Consider the following 18,316-nt stretch of genomic DNA (forward strand, 5'->3'; position numbering starts at 1 on the left):
GGCGATCTCGCCGGGAAAGTCCGAGGGCAGCCACGAGGGCGCATAGGGCGCGGCCGTGATGATCAGGGGCTGCTGGTTTTCGGGGAACAGGTGGCCGTCGAGAAAGTTCATGGCATGTCTCCTTGTGTCGTGATCGTGGTTCAGAAGGTCGGCGTGCCGACGATGCCCGCGCGCTCCATCTTCCGGTGGCTGGGCGGGTAGTCCATGGCCGCGTAGTGCTGGGTGGCGCGGTTGTCCCAGATCGCCACGCTGCCCGCCCGCCAGCGCCAGCGCACCTGGTACTCGGGGATGGCAGCCTGGCCGATCAGGTACTGCAGCAGGCCGGAGGCGCCCTGCGTGAAGTCCTGGCCCACGCGCACATTGGCGGGCGTATGGAAATTGGTGAAATGCGTGGTGAAGCCGTTCACGAACAGCACCTTCTCACCGGTCTCGGGATGGGTGCGCACCACGGGATGCTCGGCATCGGGGTACTGGGCCTTGAGCGCCAGCCGCCTTTCGATGGGCATGGCCGCACCGAACGTGCATTCGATGCTGTGGCGCGCGCGCAGCGGCGCGATCAGCGCCTTGACGGCGTCCGGCAGGCGTTCGTAGGCCAGCGCCATGTTGGCCCACAGGGTGTCGCCGCCCACGGGCGGGCATTCCACGCAGTGCAGCACGCAGCCCATGGGCGGCGCCTCGCGCCAGGTGGCGTCGCAGTGCCAGGAATTCTCGTAGCGGTCGTTGGGCTGCTCGGGCGTCCTGTAGATGCGCACCAGGCCCGGATGCTCGGGGTCGCTGCCGGCCACCGGATGGTCCTCCAGCTCGCCGAAGCGCCGCGCAAAGGCCACGTGCTCGGCGCGCGCCAGGCCCTGGTCGCGCAGGAACAGCACCTTGTGGCGCAGCAGCGCCGCCCGGATCTCCGAGAAAAGCGCGTCGTCGCGCACCGCGTCGGCCAGCCGCACGCCGAGCAATTCGGCGCCGATGGCGCATGTCATGGGCTCTATGCGCATGCCTGTCTCCTGTCATTGTTGTGAAGGCCCGTGGCGGCACGGTCCGCCCGGCGTGGGGCCGGTCTCTGCAATGTAGGAAAACCCGGTTCCGCGGACTATGCAAGCCATGCCATCCTCTTTGCATTTCGTGCCACCAGGCCACGGACTGACAGGAGGGCAAGCATGGTCACCATGGTGCGCGCGGCGGCCTTGACCCATTTTTCGGACGTCATGCGCGAACTGGGCTGCGACCCCGACAAGGCACTGCGCCAGGCCGGCCTGCGGCCCGCGCTGCTGCGCGAGCAGGACCAGCTGATCGACGTGGCCATCGTCGCGCGCCTGCTGGAAGACGCGGCCCAGTCCACGGGCTGTGAGTCCCTGGGCCTGCGCATGGCCCGGCACCGCCAGCTGTCGAGCTTCGGCGCCGTGAGCCTGCTGCTGCAGCACCAGCCCACGCTGCGCCATGCGCTGGACACGCTGGTCGCGCACATGCACCTGGTCAACGAATCGCTGCTGATCCACCTGGAGGATGCAGGGGACATCGTCATCCTGCGCGAGGACTTCGTCCTGCACGGCGCCATGCGCCAGTCCGTGGAACTGGCCATGGGCGTGCTGTGGCGCATGTGCGAGGCATTGCTGCGCGAGCGCTGGCGGCCGCAGGGCGTCAGCTTCAGCCACGCGCCACCGGCCGACCTGTCCGAGCACCGCCGCATGTTCCGCTGCCGCATCACGTTCGGCGCCGAGTTCAACGGCATCGCCTGCCGCGCCGCCGACCTGGACGAGCCCAACCCGCTGGCCGACCCCGCGCTGGCGCGCTATGCGCTGCGGCTGGTGGAGGCCATGCCGGCCCACCGTGCCGCCTCCGTGGGGCACCAGGCGCGCCGGGTCATCTACCTGCTGCTGCCCTCGGGCAACGCCACCTGCGCAGGCGTGGCGCAGGGCATGGGGCGCAGCCTGCGCACGCTGCAGCGCGAACTGGACCGCGAGGGCCTGAGCTTCAGCGAGCTGCTGACCGAAGTGCGCCACGAACTGGCCCTGCGCTACCTGGACCATCCCCACTACAGCGTGGGCCAGATCGCGTCCATGCTCGGCTATGCCAGCCACAGCGCCTTCACGCGCTGGTTCGCTGCGCAATTCGGTTGCGCGCCCGAGGCCTGGCGCAGCCGCGCGCAGGGACTGCCTCGCGCCTGACGCACCCAGCGTTCCTGGCGCACCTGGCGGACCTGGCGCACTTGATCGCACTTGACGCACCACCACGGCGCACCCCGCCCCTGCACGGTGCGGCGGGCGCATTGCGGTGCACGCTGTCTGCGCACCAGACAGCGTGCACCACGGGCAGGCACCGCGCCGCGGTGCTGGCACGGCACTTGCATTGGCAGCCCTGACCCGCCGGCCCTGGCCTGCGGCCCGCAAAACACTGGATGCGCAACGCAGGACGCCAGATGAACATCGTTGTGATCGGCCACGGCATGGTGGGCCACAAATTTCTCGAGCAGCTGCATGCCCTGGGCGTGGCAGATGCGAACGTCACCGTGCTGTGCGAGGAGCCGCGCGCCGCCTACGACCGTGTTCACCTGTCGGAATTCTTCTCCGGCAAGAGCGCCGAGGACCTGAGCCTGGTGGCGCCCGGCTTCTTCGAGGCCAGCGGCTTCACGCTGCGCCTGGCGGCCAAGGCGGCAGCCGTGGAGCGGCGCGAGCGCACCGTGACCACGGCCGATGGCGAAGTCATCTCCTACGACAGGCTGGTGCTGGCCACGGGCTCGGCGCCCTTCGTGCCGCCCGTGCCGGGGCGCGACCGGCCGCACTGCTTTGTCTACCGCACCATCGAGGACCTGGAGGCCATGCAGGCCTCGGCCGCGAAATCACGCGTCGGCGTGGTGGTGGGCGGCGGCCTGCTGGGCCTGGAATGCGCCAAGGCCCTGCGCGACCTGGGCCTGGAGACCCATGTGGTCGAGTTCGCCCCGCGCCTGATGGCCGTACAGGTGGACGACGGCGGCGGCCGCGTGCTGCGCAGCAAGATCGAGGACCTGGGCGTGCAGGTGCACACGGGCCGCAATACGCTGGAGATCACCGACGGCGCCACGGCACGCCACCGCATGGTGTTTGCCGACGGCACGCACCTGGAGACGGACATGATCGTCTTCTCCGCCGGCATACGCCCGCGCGACGAGATCGCCCGCCAATGCGCCCTGGCCATAGGCCCGCGCGGCGGCGTGGCCGTGGACGACCATTGCCGCACCAGCGACCGCAGCGTCTACGCCATTGGCGAATGCGCCTCCTGGCGCGAGCAGACCTTCGGCCTGGTGGCACCCGGCTACGACATGGCGCGCGTGGCGGCACGCCACATTGCGGGCGAGGCCGAGGCCGCCTTCGGTGGGGCCGATCTCAGCACCAAGCTCAAGCTCATGGGCGTGGATGTGGCCAGCATCGGCGACGCACAGGGCAAGACGCCGCGCAGCCGCAACTACCAGTTCATCGACGAGCGCAAGCAGGTCTACAAGAAGATCGTGGTCAGCGAGGACGGCCGCCAGCTGCTGGGCGCCGTGCTGGTGGGCAATGCCGATGAGTACGGCACGCTGCTGCAGATGACGCTCAACAGCATCGCGCTGCCCGAGGAGCCGGAGTTCCTCATCCTGCCCTCCAGCGACGGCAAGGCCAGGCCCGGCCTGGGCGTGGACGCCCTGCCCGACACGGCGCAGATCTGCTCGTGCAACAACGTCACCAAGGCGCAGATCTGCGCGGCTGTGGGCGAAGGCGCCTGCACCATGGCCGAGCTCAAGTCCTGCACCCAGGCCGGCGCCACCTGCGGCGGCTGCGTGCCGCTGGCCACCCAGGTCATGAAGGCCGAGATGGCCCGGCGCGGCATGGCCGTCAACAACCATGTCTGCGAGCATTTCCCGCACTCGCGCCAGGAGCTGTACCACTTGGTGCGTGTGGGCGGCATCAAGACCTTCGACGAGCTGCTGCACCGACACGGCAAGGGCCTGGGCTGCGATGTCTGCAAGCCGCTGGCCGCCAGCATCCTGGCCTCGTGCTGGAACGAGTTCGTGCTGCAGCCCCAGCTGGCCAGCCTGCAGGACAGCAACGACTACTACCTGGGCAACATCCAGAAGGACGGCAGCTACTCCGTGGTGCCGCGCATGCCCGGCGGCGAAGTCACGCCGGACGGCCTGATCGCCGTCGGCCAGGTGGCCAAGAAATACGGCCTGTACACCAAGCTCACGGGCGGCGCCCGCGTGGACCTGTTCGGCGCGCGCGTGGAGCAGTTGCCACTGATCTGGGAGGAGCTGATCGCGGCCGGCTTCGAGTCCGGCCATGCCTACGGCAAGTCGCTGCGCACTGTCAAAAGCTGCGTGGGCTCCACCTGGTGCCGCTACGGCGTGGACGACAGCGTGGGCCTGGCCGTGCAGCTGGAAAACCGCTACAAGGGCCTGCGCGCGCCGCACAAGATCAAGTTCGGCGTCTCGGGCTGCACGCGCGAATGCGCCGAGGCCCAGGGCAAGGACGTGGGCGTGATCGCCACCGACAAGGGCTGGAACCTCTACGTCTGCGGCAACGGCGGCATGAAGCCGCGCCATGCCGAGCTGATCGCCTCCGACCTGTCCAAGGACAGGCTGCTGCAGCTCATCGACCGCTTCCTGATGTTCTACGTGCGCACGGCCGACCGCCTGCAGCGCACCAGCACCTGGCGCGAAAACCTGGAAGGCGGCCTGGACTACCTCAAGGACGTGGTGGTCAACGACAGCCTGGGCCTGGGCGCCGAACTCGAGGCCCAGATGCAGCATGTGGTGGACACCTACCAGTGCGAGTGGAAGACCGCCGTCACCACGCCCGAAGTGCGCCAGCGCTTTCGCAGCTTCATCAACAGCGACCAGCCCGACGAGCACATCGTCTTCGTGCAGGAGCGCGGCCAGATCCGCCCGGCGCGCGCCGAGGAGCGCAGCGAGGCCACGGCCTGACACCCCCTAGAGACCCGCGACAAGGACCCGCCATGGCACATGCCTCCCAAGAACACTGGCTGCCCGTTTGCGCCACCCAGGACATCGTCCCCGACACGGGCGTCTGCGCCCTCGTCCAGGGCCGCCATGTGGCGGTCTTTCGCATCGGCGACGACCGCTTCTACGCCATAGACAACGTGGACCCGCGCTGCGGCGCCAGCGTGCTCGCGCGCGGCCTGGTCGGCAGCCTGGGCGAGCGCGTCGTCGTCGCCTCGCCTATCTACAAGCACCACTTCGACCTGTCCACCGGCGAATGCCTGGAAGCGCCCGAGCACTCCGTGCGCGTGCATGCGGTGCGCAATGAGAACGGGCAGTTGATGGTGGCGCTGCACTGAGATTCGTGCGGAGCACAGCCGCGCAGGAAGGTCCTGCGTGCCTAGCTTCCCACACCATCCCTGCGCCGTTGCCACGCTGCAAGACCGGCCACGCCGCCCATCAGCGCCAGCAGCGCAGGCCACCCCAGCAGCGGCACCGCCACCGGGCCGGGCTGCGGGGGAATGTAGGGTTGCATGCTCCAACTGCCTTGGGCAGGCGAAAAAGTGAATCCTGTACCACCAGCAAGCACCTGCCTGCACACATTGCCATTCAACAAGACGCATGTGGTGTCCGAATGGTCACCAGCGATGTCCCCCGAGCCTGAGGCGATATTGAAAACGTCCACCGGCTGGCCTGGGACATGGGGCGCAGCAGGTGAAACCATCGCCAGGTTCCAGGCAGTGATATTGCCGCTGCCATCGGTAGAAACCTTGAAGCGCGGCGGATCACCGATCGAAATACCAGCCAGGATCTGTGCATTGGCCTGCGTATAGGTATTCACGCCGTCGCTGAACGACCAACTGCTGATCGGGTAGGACGTTCCCGGGCCGATGACGATGTCCGTCTGGCTGGCCGGCAGGGACGCAGGCAGGACCATCGAGCCGCTGATGCCCATGGCGGTGGTGTAAGGCGCATGGGCATCGTTGTAGTTGACGCCCGCATAGGTGTACTGGGTATCTGCCCATGCAGATCCAAGGCCTGAGAAGGAAAGGCATACGCTGGCAACTAAAGGCCTTATTCTCATCAATCTTTCCTTCAGTGGCTGAATGAAGATAAAAACAGAATCAATGAAGCAACTATTCCAATCCATTGCCTCGAGAAGTCACGTCAAAAATATATCCTGGAAATTTCAGGGATCTCAATTGATTTAATCAATAAAAAGCCATGGCCAATTAATGACTGGCGAGCGTTTATGTCTGGAGCATGTCGTCCACTTTTGCGTGCCCGAGACATTCGGGGGTGCCGAGCCGGGAAAGCGGCCGCCCATGTTTGATGCCTCGCCTGCGCCGTGATCTAAGCATCCGCACTGGAATGCGAGATGGCGCTGCATTGGGTTCGTCAGCTGCCCATGGCGCGGACCCCTGACAACCGGCCCGACGGTACCCGGGACTGCGGGCTCAGGCGTAAAAGGACAGCAACGCCAGGCACACGATGACCACGATGGCCGCCGTGATGACCATCACCCTGAAGCCGCCGTCGCTGCTGCGCAGCAACCGCAACTCCAGCAGGGCCGCACCCACCCGGGCCATCCAGAAACAAAGCAGTTCCACCATGGGCGCAGCATAAGCGGCCCGGCAGATCAGGTGCGGGGCGTGGAAAATGCCGGCGAGCGCCTGGGCATCGCAGGCCATCCAGATGTCGTGAAGCCCGTTACCCACAGGGAGATTTATGGAACAGATTCGGGAACAGTCAGCTGGCAGCAGGCCAGCCACCAAGAGGAAAAGAATCCTCATGGTCTGCACAGGGAACATCTGCCGCAGCCCCACGGCCCACGGCGTGCTCGAGAAAATGGTGGCCGACGCGGGCCTGGCGGGCCACATCGAAGTGGACTCCGCAGGCACGCACGGCTACCACGTGGGCGAGGCACCCGACCGCCGCTCCCAGGCCCATGCCGCGCGGCGCGGCTATGACCTTTCGCAGCAGCGCGCGCGGCAGCTGCGGGCCGAGGACTTCATGGCATTCGACCAGGTGCTGGTGATGGATGGCGCCAACGAATCCGCCGCGCGCAGGATCTGCCCCGAGTCCGAATGGCACCGCGTGCAGCGGCTGACGGACTTCTGCACCGAGCACACCGCGCGCGAAGTGCCCGACCCCTACTACGGCGGCGACCTGGGTTTCGAGGACGTGCTGGACCTGGTGGAGGACGGCTGCAGGGGGCTGCTGGCCACGCTGGGCATGGCGCCGCGCAAACATCGCACTGGCTGATTGCAAGACTGGCCTGGCGCCTCTACTCCTCCGCCACCACCACCCTCCCCTTGCCCGCGCGCTTGGCCGCATACATGGCCTCGTCGGCGCGCTGCAGCAGCTGGGTGGTGTTTTCCCGGGCGGCATTGAGGGCGATGCCGATGCTGGCGCCGACCTGGACGGTGGCACCGTTTTCCAGGCGGATGGGCTGGCAGATGGAGGCCAGGCAGCGCTGCATGGCCTGAAGGGCGTCGTTGGCCGAGGCCAGTTCGCCCAGCAGCAGCACGAATTCGTCTCCACCCATGCGGGCCACGCAGTCGGTTTCGCGGGCCTGGGTGGTGAGGCGGCGGGCGACGATGCGCAGCACTTCGTCGCCGGCATCGTGGCCTTCGGTATCGTTGATCTGCTTGAAGCCGTCCAGGTCCATGAAGCAGACGGCCAGTTGCCCCGGTCCGCAGGCCTGGGCCAGTTCGCGCTGCAGCCGGGCCTGCAGTGCGCGGCGGTTGGCCAGGCCGGTCAGCACGTCGTGCAGCGCCTGGTGCTGTGCGGCTTGCTCGTCACGCTTGAGCGCGTCTATGTCCACGAAGACCCAGATCGATTCGCCGTCGGCCAGGCCTGCGCCGCTGACATCGACCCACAGCAGGCTGCCATCGCTGGTCTTCAGCTGCATCTGGGCATGGCATTTGCCGCTGGAGCGCAGTGCGCCATAGGCCAGCTCGCCGGAGCGTTCATAGGTTTCCTCATCCGGGTAGAGGATGCGCGCCGAGGTGCCCTGCAGCTCGCCGGCCGGGCGCTTGAGCATGCGCTGCAGGGCCTGGTTGGTCCACAGCAGCCGGCGCTCGCGCAGGCGGGCGATGCCGATGAGGTCGTTGTCCATGAACAGTTCCTGCTGGCGCAGCAGCTCGGCAAGCCGGATGCGCGCCACGCGCTCGCGCTGCTGCAGCAGGTAGAGGCTGACCGAGCCCAGCGCGATCAGTGCCATGCTGAGACCCGTGAGTGCCCAGGCGCGCCAGGCCGATGCACGCCATGCGGCCAGGTAGCTTTGTGTGCCCAGGCCCGTGAAGACGGTCAGGGGATAGCCGGCCAGCCGCTGGTAGGCCGTGATGCGCTCCACGTCGTCCATCACCGTGGGCGTGATGTACCAGCCGCTGTCCCGGTTGCCGGCCAGGGCATGGTGGTACTCGCTGGAGACCGCAGAGCCGCCAATGCCGGCCACCGACCACGGATCGGCCGCCGAGTAGCGGGCCACCAGCAGGTCCTTGTCCGAGCGCAGCGCAATGGCGCTGTCGGGCCCGAAGGCCTGGCGACGAAACAGCGACTGGAAATGCGTGGCCGAGACCACGGCATAGACGATGCCCTTGAAATCCCCGTCCCCGGACTGCAGCCGGCGTGCCATCACGATGGCCCATTTGTTGAAGGAATGGCTGACCAGCGGATCGGAGATCACCATGCGGTCGGAGTGGCGCGCGCGCTCGAAGTAGCTGCGGTCGGCCACGGAAAACGGGGGCTCTTCCTCGTTGGCCGTCAGCAGCACCTGGCCCTTGGCGTCGGTCACGCGCAGCGCGGTGACAAAGGGCAGCAGGGCACGCTGCTCCTGCAGGATTTCATAGAGGGCGAGGGCCGCCACATCGTCGCCGTCCAGGCCCCGGCTGCGGTAGCGGCCTGCCACGGTGGCCAGTGCGTTGTCCACCAGCCGCATCTCGGCCGTCAGCTCCAGGCTCAGGCTGCGGGCCTGGTTCTGGGTGACAGCCACGCCCAGGTCCAGGTCGGCCTGGTGGTTGGCGCGCAGGCTCAGCCAGGTGGCCAGGCCCAGCAGGCCGGCGACCAGCAGGTTGCCAAGCACCAGGCGCCGCAGCACCTTGTCAGAAAGAAGCGTCTTCATGGCGCCGGGTGTCCCTTTCCGTCTGGCTGGATGAGCGTCCGGGTGGATGGAGCCGCACATTTTTAGCACAAGGACGGGACGATCCAGACAAGGTTTTGACCGATGGCAACGGCGCTCGCGCCGCTGGCGTACCTTCACCTCCGCAAGAATGGTCGCTGCCTGGGCCAGGGCGGGGGCCGCTGCGCAAAGGCCTGTTGCGCCGGCCTCCTGAGAAAGTGCAGAGCCGTCATGCAGCCTGCAGGATCTGCCGCAGGTCGGCCGCGCAGTCCTGCGCGTCCTGCTCATGGCGGAACGCCACGCGCAGCCGGCCCTCGGGATCGAAGACATAGGTGATGGCCGAGTGGTCCATGGTGTAGGACGCACCCGTGGGCACCTTCTTGTAGAAGACCTTGAATTCCCTGGCGACCTCGGCCGTCTGCGCCTCGTCACCGCGCAGCGCGACAAAGCCGGGATCGAAGGCGCCCACATAGGCCTTGAGCACGTCGGGCGTATCGCGCTCGGGGTCGATAGTGATGAAGGCCACGGCCAGGCGCTGGCCATCGGGTCCCAGCAGCTGGCGTATTTCCAGGGCGCGCGTCAGCGCCGTGGGGCAGACATCGGGGCATTGGGTGAAGCCGAAAAAGACCATCAGGGCCTGGCCCTTGAAGTCGGCCAGCGTGCGCTCGCGGCCATCGGCATCGCGCAGGCGGAAGTCCCGGCCGTACTGGGCGCCGGTCAGGTCTATGCCCTTGAACGGTACGGCGGCGGGCTTGCAGCCGGCCAGCAGCGCCAGTGCGGCCAGGCCGCCGCCAAGGCAGGCACGGCGAGACAGGGCGACGGAAGCAACGGATGGGAGGGTCGAAGAAAAATCGGCGGCGCGCTGCGGCGCCGCATGGCAATCGAAACGGAACATGGCATCCCTGCGTGGAATCTTGGCGAAGCCGCACCGCCAAGGCTGCGCCCGGCCGGTGCGGCAATGTTCTGAGACAGGCCAGCGGCCAGACAGCGCGGGACAGCGCTGCAAGCAGCCAAGGGCTCAGGCGATCAACAGCAACAAGGGAGGCCCGCGCGGCGGCAGCGGCGCGCCGACCAGGGAGGCAATGCGGGCAGAGACGATGGGCTGCAGCGCGCGGCCCATCGGCTGCAGTTGCGCCCAGGAGGGAGGGACATGCGCGGGCGGCGGCGTCACCGCCAGGCACAGCGGGCAGTCCAGCGAATGCTGGGCAGACACCGCCTGTCCTTCTTCACCGTTGACCACGACCAGCCTGACGCTGCCGCCAGCCGTGCAGACCAGCTCCATGGCCTGGGGGTGGACCAGGGGCGATGCAATGGCCAGGCCCAGCGTCAGCGCGAACCACGCCATGACCAGGCGGGCCAGTGGGACGGAGTTGCGCAGGGCTTGCATGGCTGGGGATTATGGGGGCAGGCCATCACAGGGCCACGCCGACCTCGTCGCAGGCGGCCCAAAACCGGGCCGGGTCGCGCACCTGAAAGCGCTGTCCGCCGCGACGCGCCTGCACGATGCGGTCCAGCCGGAAGGTGCGCACGCCCTCGCGCTCGCAGTCCCAGGCCAGCAGGTACCAGAACGGCCAGGCCAGCAGCAGACATTGCGGCTCCACCACGCGCTCGCTGCGGCGCTGGCGTCCGTCCAGGTAGGTCAAGGCCAGCATCCATTGCTGTGCAAATGCCTGGTAGACGCTGGCGCGCGCCTCCACGCCCTGCGCACGCTCGCGCAGCGAAGCCTGGACTTCGACGGACACCGGCGAGGCCACGCGGATGCGCTGGCGCAGTTGCGCGATATCTGCGCGATCGGCCGGCGCAAAGCAGCGCGCGAACTGGCGGCGCAGTTCGCCATGACGCCCCGCCAGCGACAGGCCCAGGGCTTCCGACAGCGCCAGGGACATTAGCAGCTCCAGCGCGTCGTCACCCCGTAGCGTCACGCGGCCGGAGGGCCAGCGATGGACCACGCGGACACCGCCGCCCCTGCCCGAGGAGCTGTCCAGCTCCCAGCCCTGCTGCCTGAGCAACGACAGGTCGCGCGCCAGCGTGCGCTGGCTGACGCCCAGTTCCTCGGACAGCGCCGCCACGCCGTGCACGGCGCCATCGGACAGGCGCTGGGAAAGGGCTTCAAGCCGGGACAGACGGGCGGGCAGCGTGCGCGGTTTCATGGCCGGCATCATGGCGCAATTGACCGCCATTGAATGGCAGCGATGCAGGGACCATGGGCGGCATGTTCAATCCACGGAGAAATGCCATGCAAGTCATCGAATGGGCAGCGTTCAGCCTGCTGCCCGGTGTGACGGAAAACACCCTGCTGCAAGCCGCCAGCGCCATGCAGCACCAGTTCCTGGATGTGCAGGGCGGATGCCTGTCACGCCATCTGGTCCAGCTGGGCCAGGGGCGCTATGCGGATGTCGTCACCTGGCAATCACAGGAGGCGGCCCGTGCCGCCCTGGCGCAGGCCGGCCGGTCGGCTGCCTGCGCGGCCTACTTCGGGCTGATGCGCGTGGAGCATCCTCCCTTGCTGGGCGCCAGCGTGTTCAGCCACGGCGGGGAACATGGGCTGCCGCAAGGCATGGAGTTCTCGTTGTTCCGGCTGCGCCCCGGCGCCGATTCCCATGCCTTGGCCGCCGCCGCGCACCGCATGGCCGATGGCCTGTACCGGAATGAGCCCGGCTTCACGGCCCATGGCGTGATGCGCAGCGCCCACGACCCCGGCCTGTATGCCGACGTGGTGCTGGCCGACAGCGCCGGCCGCGCCCACCAGCTGTGCAGCAAGTGGGGCCAGGGACCGTTCGATCCGGCCTGCCAGGACTATCTGGAACTGATCGCGCCGGGGTCGGCACAGCTGCAGTTCTGGGACAGGGTGGCCTGAGCGCTGCCATCGCCGCGCCTTGGCCGGATGCCGGATATGCGTGGTATCCGTATCCGCCAGCCTGCACCGGCCATCCCATAATCGCCTTTTCCCCAAGCAGTGACCGCCATGTCGAAACTCCATGTTGTGCAGCAGGGCCAAGGCCCGGCCCTCGTTCTGAGCCACGCGCTCGGTTGTGACCTCCAGATGTGGGACGGCGTGGCCCAGGCCCTGCAAGACCGCTTCACCGTGGTGCGCTACGACCACCGGGGCCATGGCCGCTCGCCCGCCATCGGCGAGGCCTTCGACATGAACGACCTGGCAGACGACGCCGCTGGCGTGATCGAGGCGCTGGGCCAGGGGCCGGTGCACTTCGTGGGCCTGTCCATGGGCGGCATGACGGCCCAGGCCCTGGCAGCGCGTCATCCGGCGCTGGTGCGCAGCATCACCATCGCCAATTCGGCCAGCTACTACGACGAGGCCGCGCGCGCAGGCTGGCAGGCGCGCATTGCCACGGTGCGCGCCCAGGGCGTGGCCGCGATTGCCGATGGCGCCATGCAGCGCTGGTTCACGCCCGAATTCCGCGCCGGGCAGGCCGCCCGAGTGGCAGCCTTGCGCGCCGGGTTGGAGGCCACGGCGGCCGCGCCCTATGCGGCGGCCTGTGCGGCCGTGGGCGGCATCGATCTGCGCGAGAGCAACCGGCGCATCGCCTGCCCCGCGCTGGTCATTGCAGGCAGCCGCGACGAGGCCACGCCCCCTTCCCTGTCCGAAGACATGCAGGCGCAGATTCCGGGAGCGCAGCTGGTGTCGTTGCCCGCCGCGCATTTGAGTGCCGTGGAAATGCCGGTGGAATTTGCGCAGTTGGTGAGCGACTTTGTCGCGCAGGTCCGCTAGATCTGCAGTTCCACCCGGGCGGGACGGGGACTGAGCGAAGTCGCTATCGTGGAGGGCACCACGGCCGGCATCACGGCCGGCAGATCAACTCCGCCACGTCCATCAGCAGGGCTTCATCGATCTGCTCGCGCAGGTCCACCGCCAGCCTGCGCCGGTAGAACACGCCCAGGTCCAGCCCCACGCCCAGCGCGCGGATCTGCACGTCGCCCGCGCGCTCGTGCCGGGCGATGACCTGGCGCAGGTGCTGGTCCAGGTAGTGCTCGTCGTTGGCCTGGTGCGTGGCCGTATCCATGGGGCAGCCGTCCGAGATGACGAGCAGGATGCGGCGCTGCGCGGGCCGCGCCAGCAGCCGCTCGCAGGCCCATTCCACGGCCTCGCCGTCCACGCCCTCGCGAAACAGGTCGGGCCTGCGCAGCGCGGCAATGCCGTGGCGGGCGTGGCGCCAGGGTCTGGCGGCATCCTTGAAGACGATATGCAGCCGCTCGTTGAGCCGGCCCGGGATGTGGGGCTGGCCCGCGCGCTGCCAGTCGCGGCGGGCGCGGCCGCCGTTCCAGGCCTGGGTGGAAAAGCCCAGCACGTCCACCGGCACGCCGGCCATGGACAGCGCGCGGCCCAGCAGGTCCACCAGCAGGGACAGCGGGCGCGCATGCGCCTTCATCGAGCCCGAGCAGTCCAGCAGGAGGGCCACGGCCGCATCGCTGACGAGGCGCGGCAGCTCGTTCCTGAAGATGGCGCGCTGCTGCGGATCGCTGATCAGTTGCGCCAGCCGGCTGGCATCCAGGTGCCCATCCTCCAGGCCGAACTGCCAGCCGTCGTGGCGCGGCACGGCCAGGCGCTGCTGCAGGTGGCGGGCCAGCCGGCCTGCGTGCAAGCCGCTGCGTGCCAACTCTTCGTCCATCTGCTCGCGGAACTCGGCCAGTTGCGCGGCGCGGATCAGCTCGGCCGCCTGCGCCTCGCGGTCATAGGCGCGCGTGAACACGCGGTAGCTGTGGGCCGAGCCGGCCCAGGCGCGGCTGTCGCCGCTGAGCGCCACGGGCGGCGCATCCAGGCTTTGCGATTCAAAGTGCAGCGGCAGCGCGAAGCTGCCCCGCCGGCGCGGCCCGCCAGCGCCGCGCGGCGCCTCCTCCTGGGCTGACCGCACGGCCTGGCCCACCCAGCGGCTGATGGCCAGGGCCGGCGCAATGAAGGCCTGCTGGTCCTGCCGGTGGCGGCGCAGCAGGGCCCACTGCGCGCCCAGTTGCGCCGACAGGCCGGCGCGCGTGGCCTCGGCCAGGTCGGCCAGGGCATCGGGCGGCTCATGGCCGCCCAGGCGGCTCCAGGCGGTCAGCGCCACGGTGAACAGCAGGATGCCCAGGCTGCTTTCGGTCAGGCCCGAATCGGCAAAGGCCTGGCTCCAGTGCACAAAGCGCGCATGCAGGTTGGCGCGTGCGCCGGGCCATTCCTCGGGCGCCAGGCTTTCCACGCGCAACTGCTCCAGCAGTTCGAACACCAGCCGCTCGACCGGGTCGCCGGGCAGGTGGCGCGCGTGCAGCGCGGCATCGCTCAGGCGCAGGCGCAGGCTGGCACCGTCGAGCAGGCCGCGCTGGTCGGCCAATCGGGCCGGCACATCGGATTGGTGGGCCGCTGCCAGCACCACGGGCGCCGTGCCCCGGTACAGCGTCTGCCCGCTCCATTGCAGCGAGGCATCGCCCGCCATGGCGCGCAGCAGCGCGCCGCCCCAGGCCTCCATGCGCGCCAGCGAGGGGGATGCCTCAGCAGGCATGGGCGGGCTCGTCGCGCAGCGCCAGTTCCTGGCCGAAGCAGCGCTGGAAGTACTCGGCCACGATGGCCCGCTCGGCCGGCTCGCACTTGTTGAGGAAGGACAGCTCGAAGGCCAGCCGCAGGTCATGGAAGATCTGCGCGTTCTCGGCCCAGGTGATGACGGTGCGCGGCGACATCAGCAGCGACAGGTCGCCCACGGCAAAGCCCTTGCGCGTGAGCGCGGCCAGCGCCACCATGGCGGTCACCTGCTCGCGCCCCTGCGGCGTGGCCAACTGCGGCACGCGCGCCAGCACGATGGCGGCTTCCTCGGCCGGTGCCAGGTAGTCCAGGCTGGTGACCAGGTTCCAGCGGTCGAGCTGGGCGTGGTTGAGCATCTGCGTGCCGTGGTACAGGCCGCTGAGGTTGCCCTGGCCCAGGGTGTTCATGGTGGCGAAGAGGCGGAACTGCGCATGCGGCTGGAGCACGCGCTTTTGGTCCAACAGGGTGAAGCTGCCCTCGCGTTCGAGCACGCGCTGGATGACGAACATCACGTCGGGCCGGCCCGCGTCGTATTCATCGAAGACCAGGGCCACGGGCCGCTGCAGCGCCCAGGGCAGGATGCCTTCCTGGAACTGCGTGACCTGGCGGCCCTCCTGCAGCACGATGGCGTCCTTGCCCACCAGGTCCAGCCGGCTGATGTGGCCGTCGAGGTTGACGCGCACGCAGGGCCAGTTCAGCCGCGCCGCCACCTGCTCGATATGGGTGGACTTGCCCGTGCCGTGCAGCCCCTGGATGACCACGCGCCGGTTGTGTGCAAAGCCGGCCAGGATGGCCAGCGTGGCCTGCGGGTTGAAGCGGTAGGCCGGGTCCACGGCCGGCACATGCTCGCTGCGCTCGGCAAAGGCCGGCACCTGCATGTCGGTGTCCAGGCCGAAGGTCTCGCGCACGCCAAGCGTGCGCGTGGGATGCATCAGGGTCAGCTCAGTCATCGTCAGGGGCTCCCGGGGGGACTTCGTCGTTGATGCGCGCAATCGCCTCGGCCGCCGCGCGCAGTTGGGGAAGAAAGGACAGCGCCCGTTCGCGCGTGAAACGCATGATGGGCGCCTGCACGGCCAGCCCCATGTTCGAGGGGCCGCCCTGGATGGAGGGCACGAGCACGCCCAGGCACAGCAGGCCGGGCAGGAATTCCTCGTTGTCGAAGGCATGGCCCTGGGCGCGCACCTGGTCCAGCTCGGCGTCCAGCGCGTCAAAGGCCGTCAGCGTGTTGGCCGTGAAGCCTTCCAGCGGCACGGCCGACAGCAGCCGCCTGCGCTGCGCGGGCGCCATCTGGCTCAGGAACAGCTTGCCCGTGGCCGAGCAATGGGCCGGCACGCGCGAGCCCGGGTGCAGATAAAAGCGCAGCGGCGCGGGCGTTTCCACCCGGTCCAGGTAGAGCACCTCGCTGCCCGAGAAGGCGGTGATGTTGCAGCTCTCGCCGATGTCGCGCACCAGTTGCGCCAGCACCGCGTGGCGCGCGCCATGCGTGGTGTTGTTGAGCAGCACGCTTTCGGCCAGCCGCATCAGGCGCCGGCCCGTGCCGTAGTGCCGTCCGTTGCCCTCGCGCTGCAGGATGCCCGCGCCTTCGAGCTGCTGGAGCATGCGGTGCATGGTGGGCTTGGGCAGGCCTGTCTCCTCGACCATGGTCTGCAGCGTGAAGGGCTCGTTCTTCTGCGCAATGGCCTCCAGCAGCGCGAACAGCCGCAGGTTGGGGGTATCGCCATCGATACGGGCAGGGACAGGGTCTCGGGTGTTCATGGTGTTGGCCATCATATGTTTTTCAATTTTTCGAGTCAATTTGTTCCGAAAAAAGAAATTTGTTTGACATCCAGGCGAAATCACACCTAGACTTGCGCCGTAATTTCTTTTTTCGGAACTTAAAGTTCCATTTTCAAGGAGACAACATGACTGCAGCCAACAATCGTACGGTGGTCGAAGGCGTCCAGAAGATGACCCCTTCCGAAGCCTTTGTGGAGACCTGCGTGGCCAACGGCGTCACGGAGATGTTCGGCATCATGGGCTCGGCCTTCATGGATGCCATGGACATCTTCGCGCCCGCCGGCATCCGCCTGATCCCCGTGGTGCACGAGCAGGGCGCGGCCCACATGGCCGACGGCTATGCGCGCGTCTCGGGCCGCCACGGCGTGGTGATCGGCCAGAACGGCCCCGGCATCAGCAACTGCGTGACCGCCATCGCGGCCGCCTACTGGGCCCACAGCCCCGTGGTCATGATCACGCCCGAGACCGGCACCATGGGCATGGGCCTGGGGGGCTTCCAGGAAGCCAACCAGCTGCCCATGTTCCAGGAGTTCACCAAGTACCAGGGCCATGTCTGCAACCCCAAGCGCATGGCCGAGTTCACGGCCCGCTGCTTTGACCGCGCCATCTCCGAGATGGGCCCTACCCAGCTGAACATTCCGCGCGACTACTTCTATGGCGAAGTGCAATGCGAAATCCCCAAGCCCATGCGCGTGGAACGCGGCTCGGGCGGCGAAAACAGCCTGCAGGCCGCCACGGAACTGCTGGCCACGGCCAAGTTCCCCGTGATCCTGGCCGGCGGCGGCGTGGTCATGGGCGATGCGGTCGAGGAGTGCAGGCAGCTGGCCGAGCGCCTGGGCGCCCCCGTGGTCACGGGCTACCTGCGCAATGACGCCTTCCCCGCCAAGCACCCGCTGTGGGCCGGCCCGCTGGGCTACCAGGGCTCCAAGGCCGCGATGAAGCTCATCGCCCAGGCCGACGTGGTGATCGCGCTGGGCTCGCGCATGGGCCCCTTCGGCACCCTGCCCCAGCACGGCATGGACTACTGGCCCAAGAACGCCAAGATCATCCAGGTCGAGGCCGACCACACCAACCTGGGCCTGGTCAAGAAGATCTCGGTGGGCATCCACGGCGACGCCAAGGCCGTGGCACGCGAGCTGGGCCGCCGCCTGCAGGGCCAGACCCTGGCCTGCGACGCCACCAAGGCCGCGCGCGCCGACACCATCGCCACCGAGAAGGCGGCCTGGGAAAAGGAGCTGGACGAGTGGACGCATGAGCGCGACCCCTACAGCCTGGACATGATCGAAGAGGCCAAGGGCGAGCGCACGCCCACGGGCGGCCAGTACCTGCATCCGCGCCAGGTGCTGCGCGAGCTGGAAAAGGCCATGCCGCCGCGCGTGATGGTCTCCACCGACATCGGCAACATCAACTCCGTGGCCAACAGCTACCTGCGCTTCGACGAGCCGCGCAGCTTCTTCGCGCCCATGAGCTTCGGCAACTGCGGCTATGCCCTGCCCACCATCATCGGTGCCAAGTGCGCGGCGCCCGACCGCCCGGCCATCGCCTACGCCGGCGACGGCGCCTGGGGCATGAGCATGGTGGAGATCATGACCGCCGTGCGCCATGACATTCCCGTCACGGCCGTGGTCTTCCACAACCGCCAGTGGGGCGCCGAGAAGAAGAACCAGGTGGACTTCTACAACCGCCGCTTCGTGGCCGGCGAACTGGAAAGCGAGAGCTTCGCAGCCATTGCCAGCGCCATGGGCGCCGAGAGCATCGTGGTCGACCAGATCGAGGACGTGGGCCCGGCGCTGAAGAAGGCCATCGACCTGCAGATGAACCACGGCAAGACCTGCGTGATCGAGGTGATGTGCACGCGCGAACTGGGTGACCCGTTCCGCCGCGATGCGCTCTCCAAGCCCGTGCGCTTCCTCGAAAAGTACAAGGACTTTGTCTAACCCCCTGAGGCGCTGACGCGCCTTCCCCC

17 protein-coding genes and 1 pseudogene are annotated in these 18,316 nt (G+C 68.2%); 7 read left to right on the top strand and 11 right to left on the bottom strand.

What is annotated here, in order from left to right; translation table 11 throughout:
- Together DTS01S_RS30690 and DTS01S_RS24590 are read right to left on the bottom strand one after the other, a co-directional pair.
- A pseudogene (locus DTS01S_RS30690) lies at positions 1-111 on the bottom strand (3-keto-5-aminohexanoate cleavage protein); the annotation flags it as partial.
- A gap of 29 nt (positions 112-140) precedes the next feature.
- Positions 141-989 (bottom strand): TauD/TfdA dioxygenase family protein, encoded by an 849-nt coding sequence (locus tag DTS01S_RS24590; protein ID WP_016454322.1) that lies wholly within the window; start codon positions 987-989, stop codon positions 141-143.
- A gap of 162 nt (positions 990-1,151) precedes the next feature.
- Between DTS01S_RS24590 and DTS01S_RS24595 the strand changes: the two genes are divergently transcribed.
- The 3 genes from DTS01S_RS24595 to nirD all read left to right on the top strand — a co-directional run bounded on the left by DTS01S_RS24595 (position 1,152) and on the right by nirD (position 5,301).
- The gene (locus tag DTS01S_RS24595; RefSeq protein ID WP_061289331.1) at positions 1,152-2,159 is read left to right on the top strand and encodes an AraC family transcriptional regulator; all 1,008 of its coding nucleotides are present in this window, start codon (positions 1,152-1,154) and stop codon (positions 2,157-2,159) included.
- Between the two features lie 251 nt (positions 2,160-2,410).
- A complete protein-coding gene (gene nirB / locus DTS01S_RS24600; RefSeq protein ID WP_061289340.1) occupies positions 2,411-4,927 on the top strand; it encodes a nitrite reductase large subunit NirB in 2,517 nt (838 codons plus the stop codon).
- A gap of 32 nt (positions 4,928-4,959) precedes the next feature.
- Positions 4,960-5,301 (top strand): nitrite reductase small subunit NirD, encoded by a 342-nt coding sequence (nirD, locus tag DTS01S_RS24605; protein ID WP_016454319.1) that lies wholly within the window; start codon positions 4,960-4,962, stop codon positions 5,299-5,301.
- Between the two features lie 41 nt (positions 5,302-5,342).
- On the opposite strand, the gene DTS01S_RS24610 is transcribed toward nirD, so the two are convergent.
- A complete protein-coding gene (locus DTS01S_RS24610) occupies positions 5,343-6,092 on the bottom strand; it encodes a hypothetical protein (protein ID WP_254788042.1) in 750 nt (249 codons plus the stop codon).
- A gap of 307 nt (positions 6,093-6,399) precedes the next feature.
- Positions 6,400-6,633 carry a hypothetical protein gene (locus DTS01S_RS24615; protein WP_017407940.1) on the bottom strand — a complete coding sequence of 78 codons (234 nt, stop codon included), beginning with the start codon at positions 6,631-6,633 and terminating at the stop codon, positions 6,400-6,402.
- Positions 6,634-6,670: 37 nt separating this feature from the next.
- Here DTS01S_RS24615 and DTS01S_RS24620 point away from each other — a divergent pair, with 37 nt between their 5' ends.
- A complete protein-coding gene (locus DTS01S_RS24620) occupies positions 6,671-7,207 on the top strand; it encodes a low molecular weight protein-tyrosine-phosphatase (protein ID WP_455737551.1) in 537 nt (178 codons plus the stop codon).
- A gap of 22 nt (positions 7,208-7,229) precedes the next feature.
- Here the strand turns inward: DTS01S_RS24620 and DTS01S_RS24625 are convergent, their stop codons facing one another.
- From DTS01S_RS24625 to DTS01S_RS24640, 4 genes are all read right to left on the bottom strand, one after another.
- A complete protein-coding gene (locus DTS01S_RS24625) occupies positions 7,230-9,068 on the bottom strand; it encodes a sensor domain-containing diguanylate cyclase (RefSeq protein ID WP_016454311.1) in 1,839 nt (612 codons plus the stop codon).
- Between the two features lie 226 nt (positions 9,069-9,294).
- Positions 9,295-9,960: an SCO family protein gene (locus DTS01S_RS24630; RefSeq protein ID WP_017407942.1), complete on the bottom strand. Its 666-nt coding sequence runs from the start codon at positions 9,958-9,960 to the stop codon at positions 9,295-9,297.
- A 123-nt stretch (positions 9,961-10,083) separates the two neighbouring features.
- The gene (locus DTS01S_RS24635; RefSeq protein WP_016450071.1) at positions 10,084-10,452 is read right to left on the bottom strand and encodes a DUF2946 family protein; all 369 of its coding nucleotides are present in this window, start codon (positions 10,450-10,452) and stop codon (positions 10,084-10,086) included.
- Positions 10,453-10,477: 25 nt separating this feature from the next.
- Positions 10,478-11,215 (bottom strand): helix-turn-helix transcriptional regulator, encoded by a 738-nt coding sequence (locus DTS01S_RS24640; protein WP_241150422.1) that lies wholly within the window; start codon positions 11,213-11,215, stop codon positions 10,478-10,480.
- An 86-nt stretch (positions 11,216-11,301) separates the two neighbouring features.
- On the opposite strand from DTS01S_RS24640, the gene DTS01S_RS24645 reads away from it, so the two are divergent.
- Complete coding sequence (locus DTS01S_RS24645) at positions 11,302-11,922, top strand: hypothetical protein (RefSeq protein ID WP_026063043.1); 621 nt, start codon at positions 11,302-11,304, stop codon at positions 11,920-11,922.
- A gap of 108 nt (positions 11,923-12,030) precedes the next feature.
- Positions 12,031-12,795, top strand: coding sequence for an alpha/beta fold hydrolase (locus tag DTS01S_RS24650; protein ID WP_026063044.1), 765 nt, complete (start codon positions 12,031-12,033; stop codon positions 12,793-12,795).
- Positions 12,796-12,865: 70 nt separating this feature from the next.
- On the opposite strand, the gene DTS01S_RS24655 is transcribed toward DTS01S_RS24650, so the two are convergent.
- The 3 genes from DTS01S_RS24655 to DTS01S_RS24665 are packed head-to-tail and all read right to left on the bottom strand — an operon-like array spanning position 12,866 to position 16,344.
- Positions 12,866-14,557: a cobaltochelatase CobT-related protein gene (locus DTS01S_RS24655; protein WP_061289337.1), complete on the bottom strand. Its 1,692-nt coding sequence runs from the start codon at positions 14,555-14,557 to the stop codon at positions 12,866-12,868.
- A complete protein-coding gene (locus tag DTS01S_RS24660) occupies positions 14,547-15,524 on the bottom strand; it encodes an AAA family ATPase (protein ID WP_017407833.1) in 978 nt (325 codons plus the stop codon). Before DTS01S_RS24660 ends, DTS01S_RS24655 begins: the two co-directional genes overlap by 11 nt.
- Positions 15,517-16,344 carry an IclR family transcriptional regulator gene (locus DTS01S_RS24665; protein ID WP_016454304.1) on the bottom strand — a complete coding sequence of 276 codons (828 nt, stop codon included), beginning with the start codon at positions 16,342-16,344 and terminating at the stop codon, positions 15,517-15,519. Before DTS01S_RS24665 ends, DTS01S_RS24660 begins: the two co-directional genes overlap by 8 nt.
- A 131-nt stretch (positions 16,345-16,475) precedes the next feature.
- Between DTS01S_RS24665 and xsc the strand changes: the two genes are divergently transcribed.
- Entirely contained in the window at positions 16,476-18,287 is a 1,812-nt protein-coding gene (gene xsc / locus DTS01S_RS24670; RefSeq protein ID WP_017407835.1) for a sulfoacetaldehyde acetyltransferase, read from the top strand.
- Positions 18,288-18,316: the final 29 nt, after the last annotated feature.

This window comes from Delftia tsuruhatensis NBRC 16741 (assembly GCF_001571325.1).
In the GTDB taxonomy this organism is placed as follows: Bacteria; Pseudomonadota; Gammaproteobacteria; order Burkholderiales; family Burkholderiaceae_C; genus Comamonas; species Comamonas tsuruhatensis.

Excerpts from the sequence above, each read along its gene's own strand:
- DTS01S_RS24590 (WP_016454322.1), bottom strand. The coding sequence starts at position 989 with ATGCGCATAGAGCCCATGACATGCGCCATCGGCGCCGAATTGCTCGGC.
- DTS01S_RS24595 (WP_061289331.1), top strand. The coding sequence starts at position 1,152 with ATGGTCACCATGGTGCGCGCGGCGGCCTTGACCCATTTTTCGGACGTC.
- nirB (WP_061289340.1), top strand. The coding sequence starts at position 2,411 with ATGAACATCGTTGTGATCGGCCACGGCATGGTGGGCCACAAATTTCTC.
- nirD (WP_016454319.1), top strand. The coding sequence starts at position 4,960 with ATGGCACATGCCTCCCAAGAACACTGGCTGCCCGTTTGCGCCACCCAG.
- DTS01S_RS24610 (WP_254788042.1), bottom strand. The coding sequence starts at position 6,092 with ATGGATTGGAATAGTTGCTTCATTGATTCTGTTTTTATCTTCATTCAG.
- DTS01S_RS24615 (WP_017407940.1), bottom strand. The coding sequence starts at position 6,633 with ATGGCCTGCGATGCCCAGGCGCTCGCCGGCATTTTCCACGCCCCGCAC.
- DTS01S_RS24620 (WP_455737551.1), top strand. The coding sequence starts at position 6,671 with ATGGAACAGATTCGGGAACAGTCAGCTGGCAGCAGGCCAGCCACCAAG.
- DTS01S_RS24625 (WP_016454311.1), bottom strand. The coding sequence starts at position 9,068 with ATGAAGACGCTTCTTTCTGACAAGGTGCTGCGGCGCCTGGTGCTTGGC.
- DTS01S_RS24630 (WP_017407942.1), bottom strand. The coding sequence starts at position 9,960 with ATGTTCCGTTTCGATTGCCATGCGGCGCCGCAGCGCGCCGCCGATTTT.
- DTS01S_RS24635 (WP_016450071.1), bottom strand. The coding sequence starts at position 10,452 with ATGCAAGCCCTGCGCAACTCCGTCCCACTGGCCCGCCTGGTCATGGCG.
- DTS01S_RS24640 (WP_241150422.1), bottom strand. The coding sequence starts at position 11,215 with ATGAAACCGCGCACGCTGCCCGCCCGTCTGTCCCGGCTTGAAGCCCTT.
- DTS01S_RS24645 (WP_026063043.1), top strand. The coding sequence starts at position 11,302 with ATGCAAGTCATCGAATGGGCAGCGTTCAGCCTGCTGCCCGGTGTGACG.
- DTS01S_RS24650 (WP_026063044.1), top strand. The coding sequence starts at position 12,031 with ATGTCGAAACTCCATGTTGTGCAGCAGGGCCAAGGCCCGGCCCTCGTT.
- DTS01S_RS24655 (WP_061289337.1), bottom strand. The coding sequence starts at position 14,557 with ATGCCTGCTGAGGCATCCCCCTCGCTGGCGCGCATGGAGGCCTGGGGC.
- DTS01S_RS24660 (WP_017407833.1), bottom strand. The coding sequence starts at position 15,524 with ATGACTGAGCTGACCCTGATGCATCCCACGCGCACGCTTGGCGTGCGC.
- DTS01S_RS24665 (WP_016454304.1), bottom strand. The coding sequence starts at position 16,344 with ATGATGGCCAACACCATGAACACCCGAGACCCTGTCCCTGCCCGTATC.
- xsc (WP_017407835.1), top strand. The coding sequence starts at position 16,476 with ATGACTGCAGCCAACAATCGTACGGTGGTCGAAGGCGTCCAGAAGATG.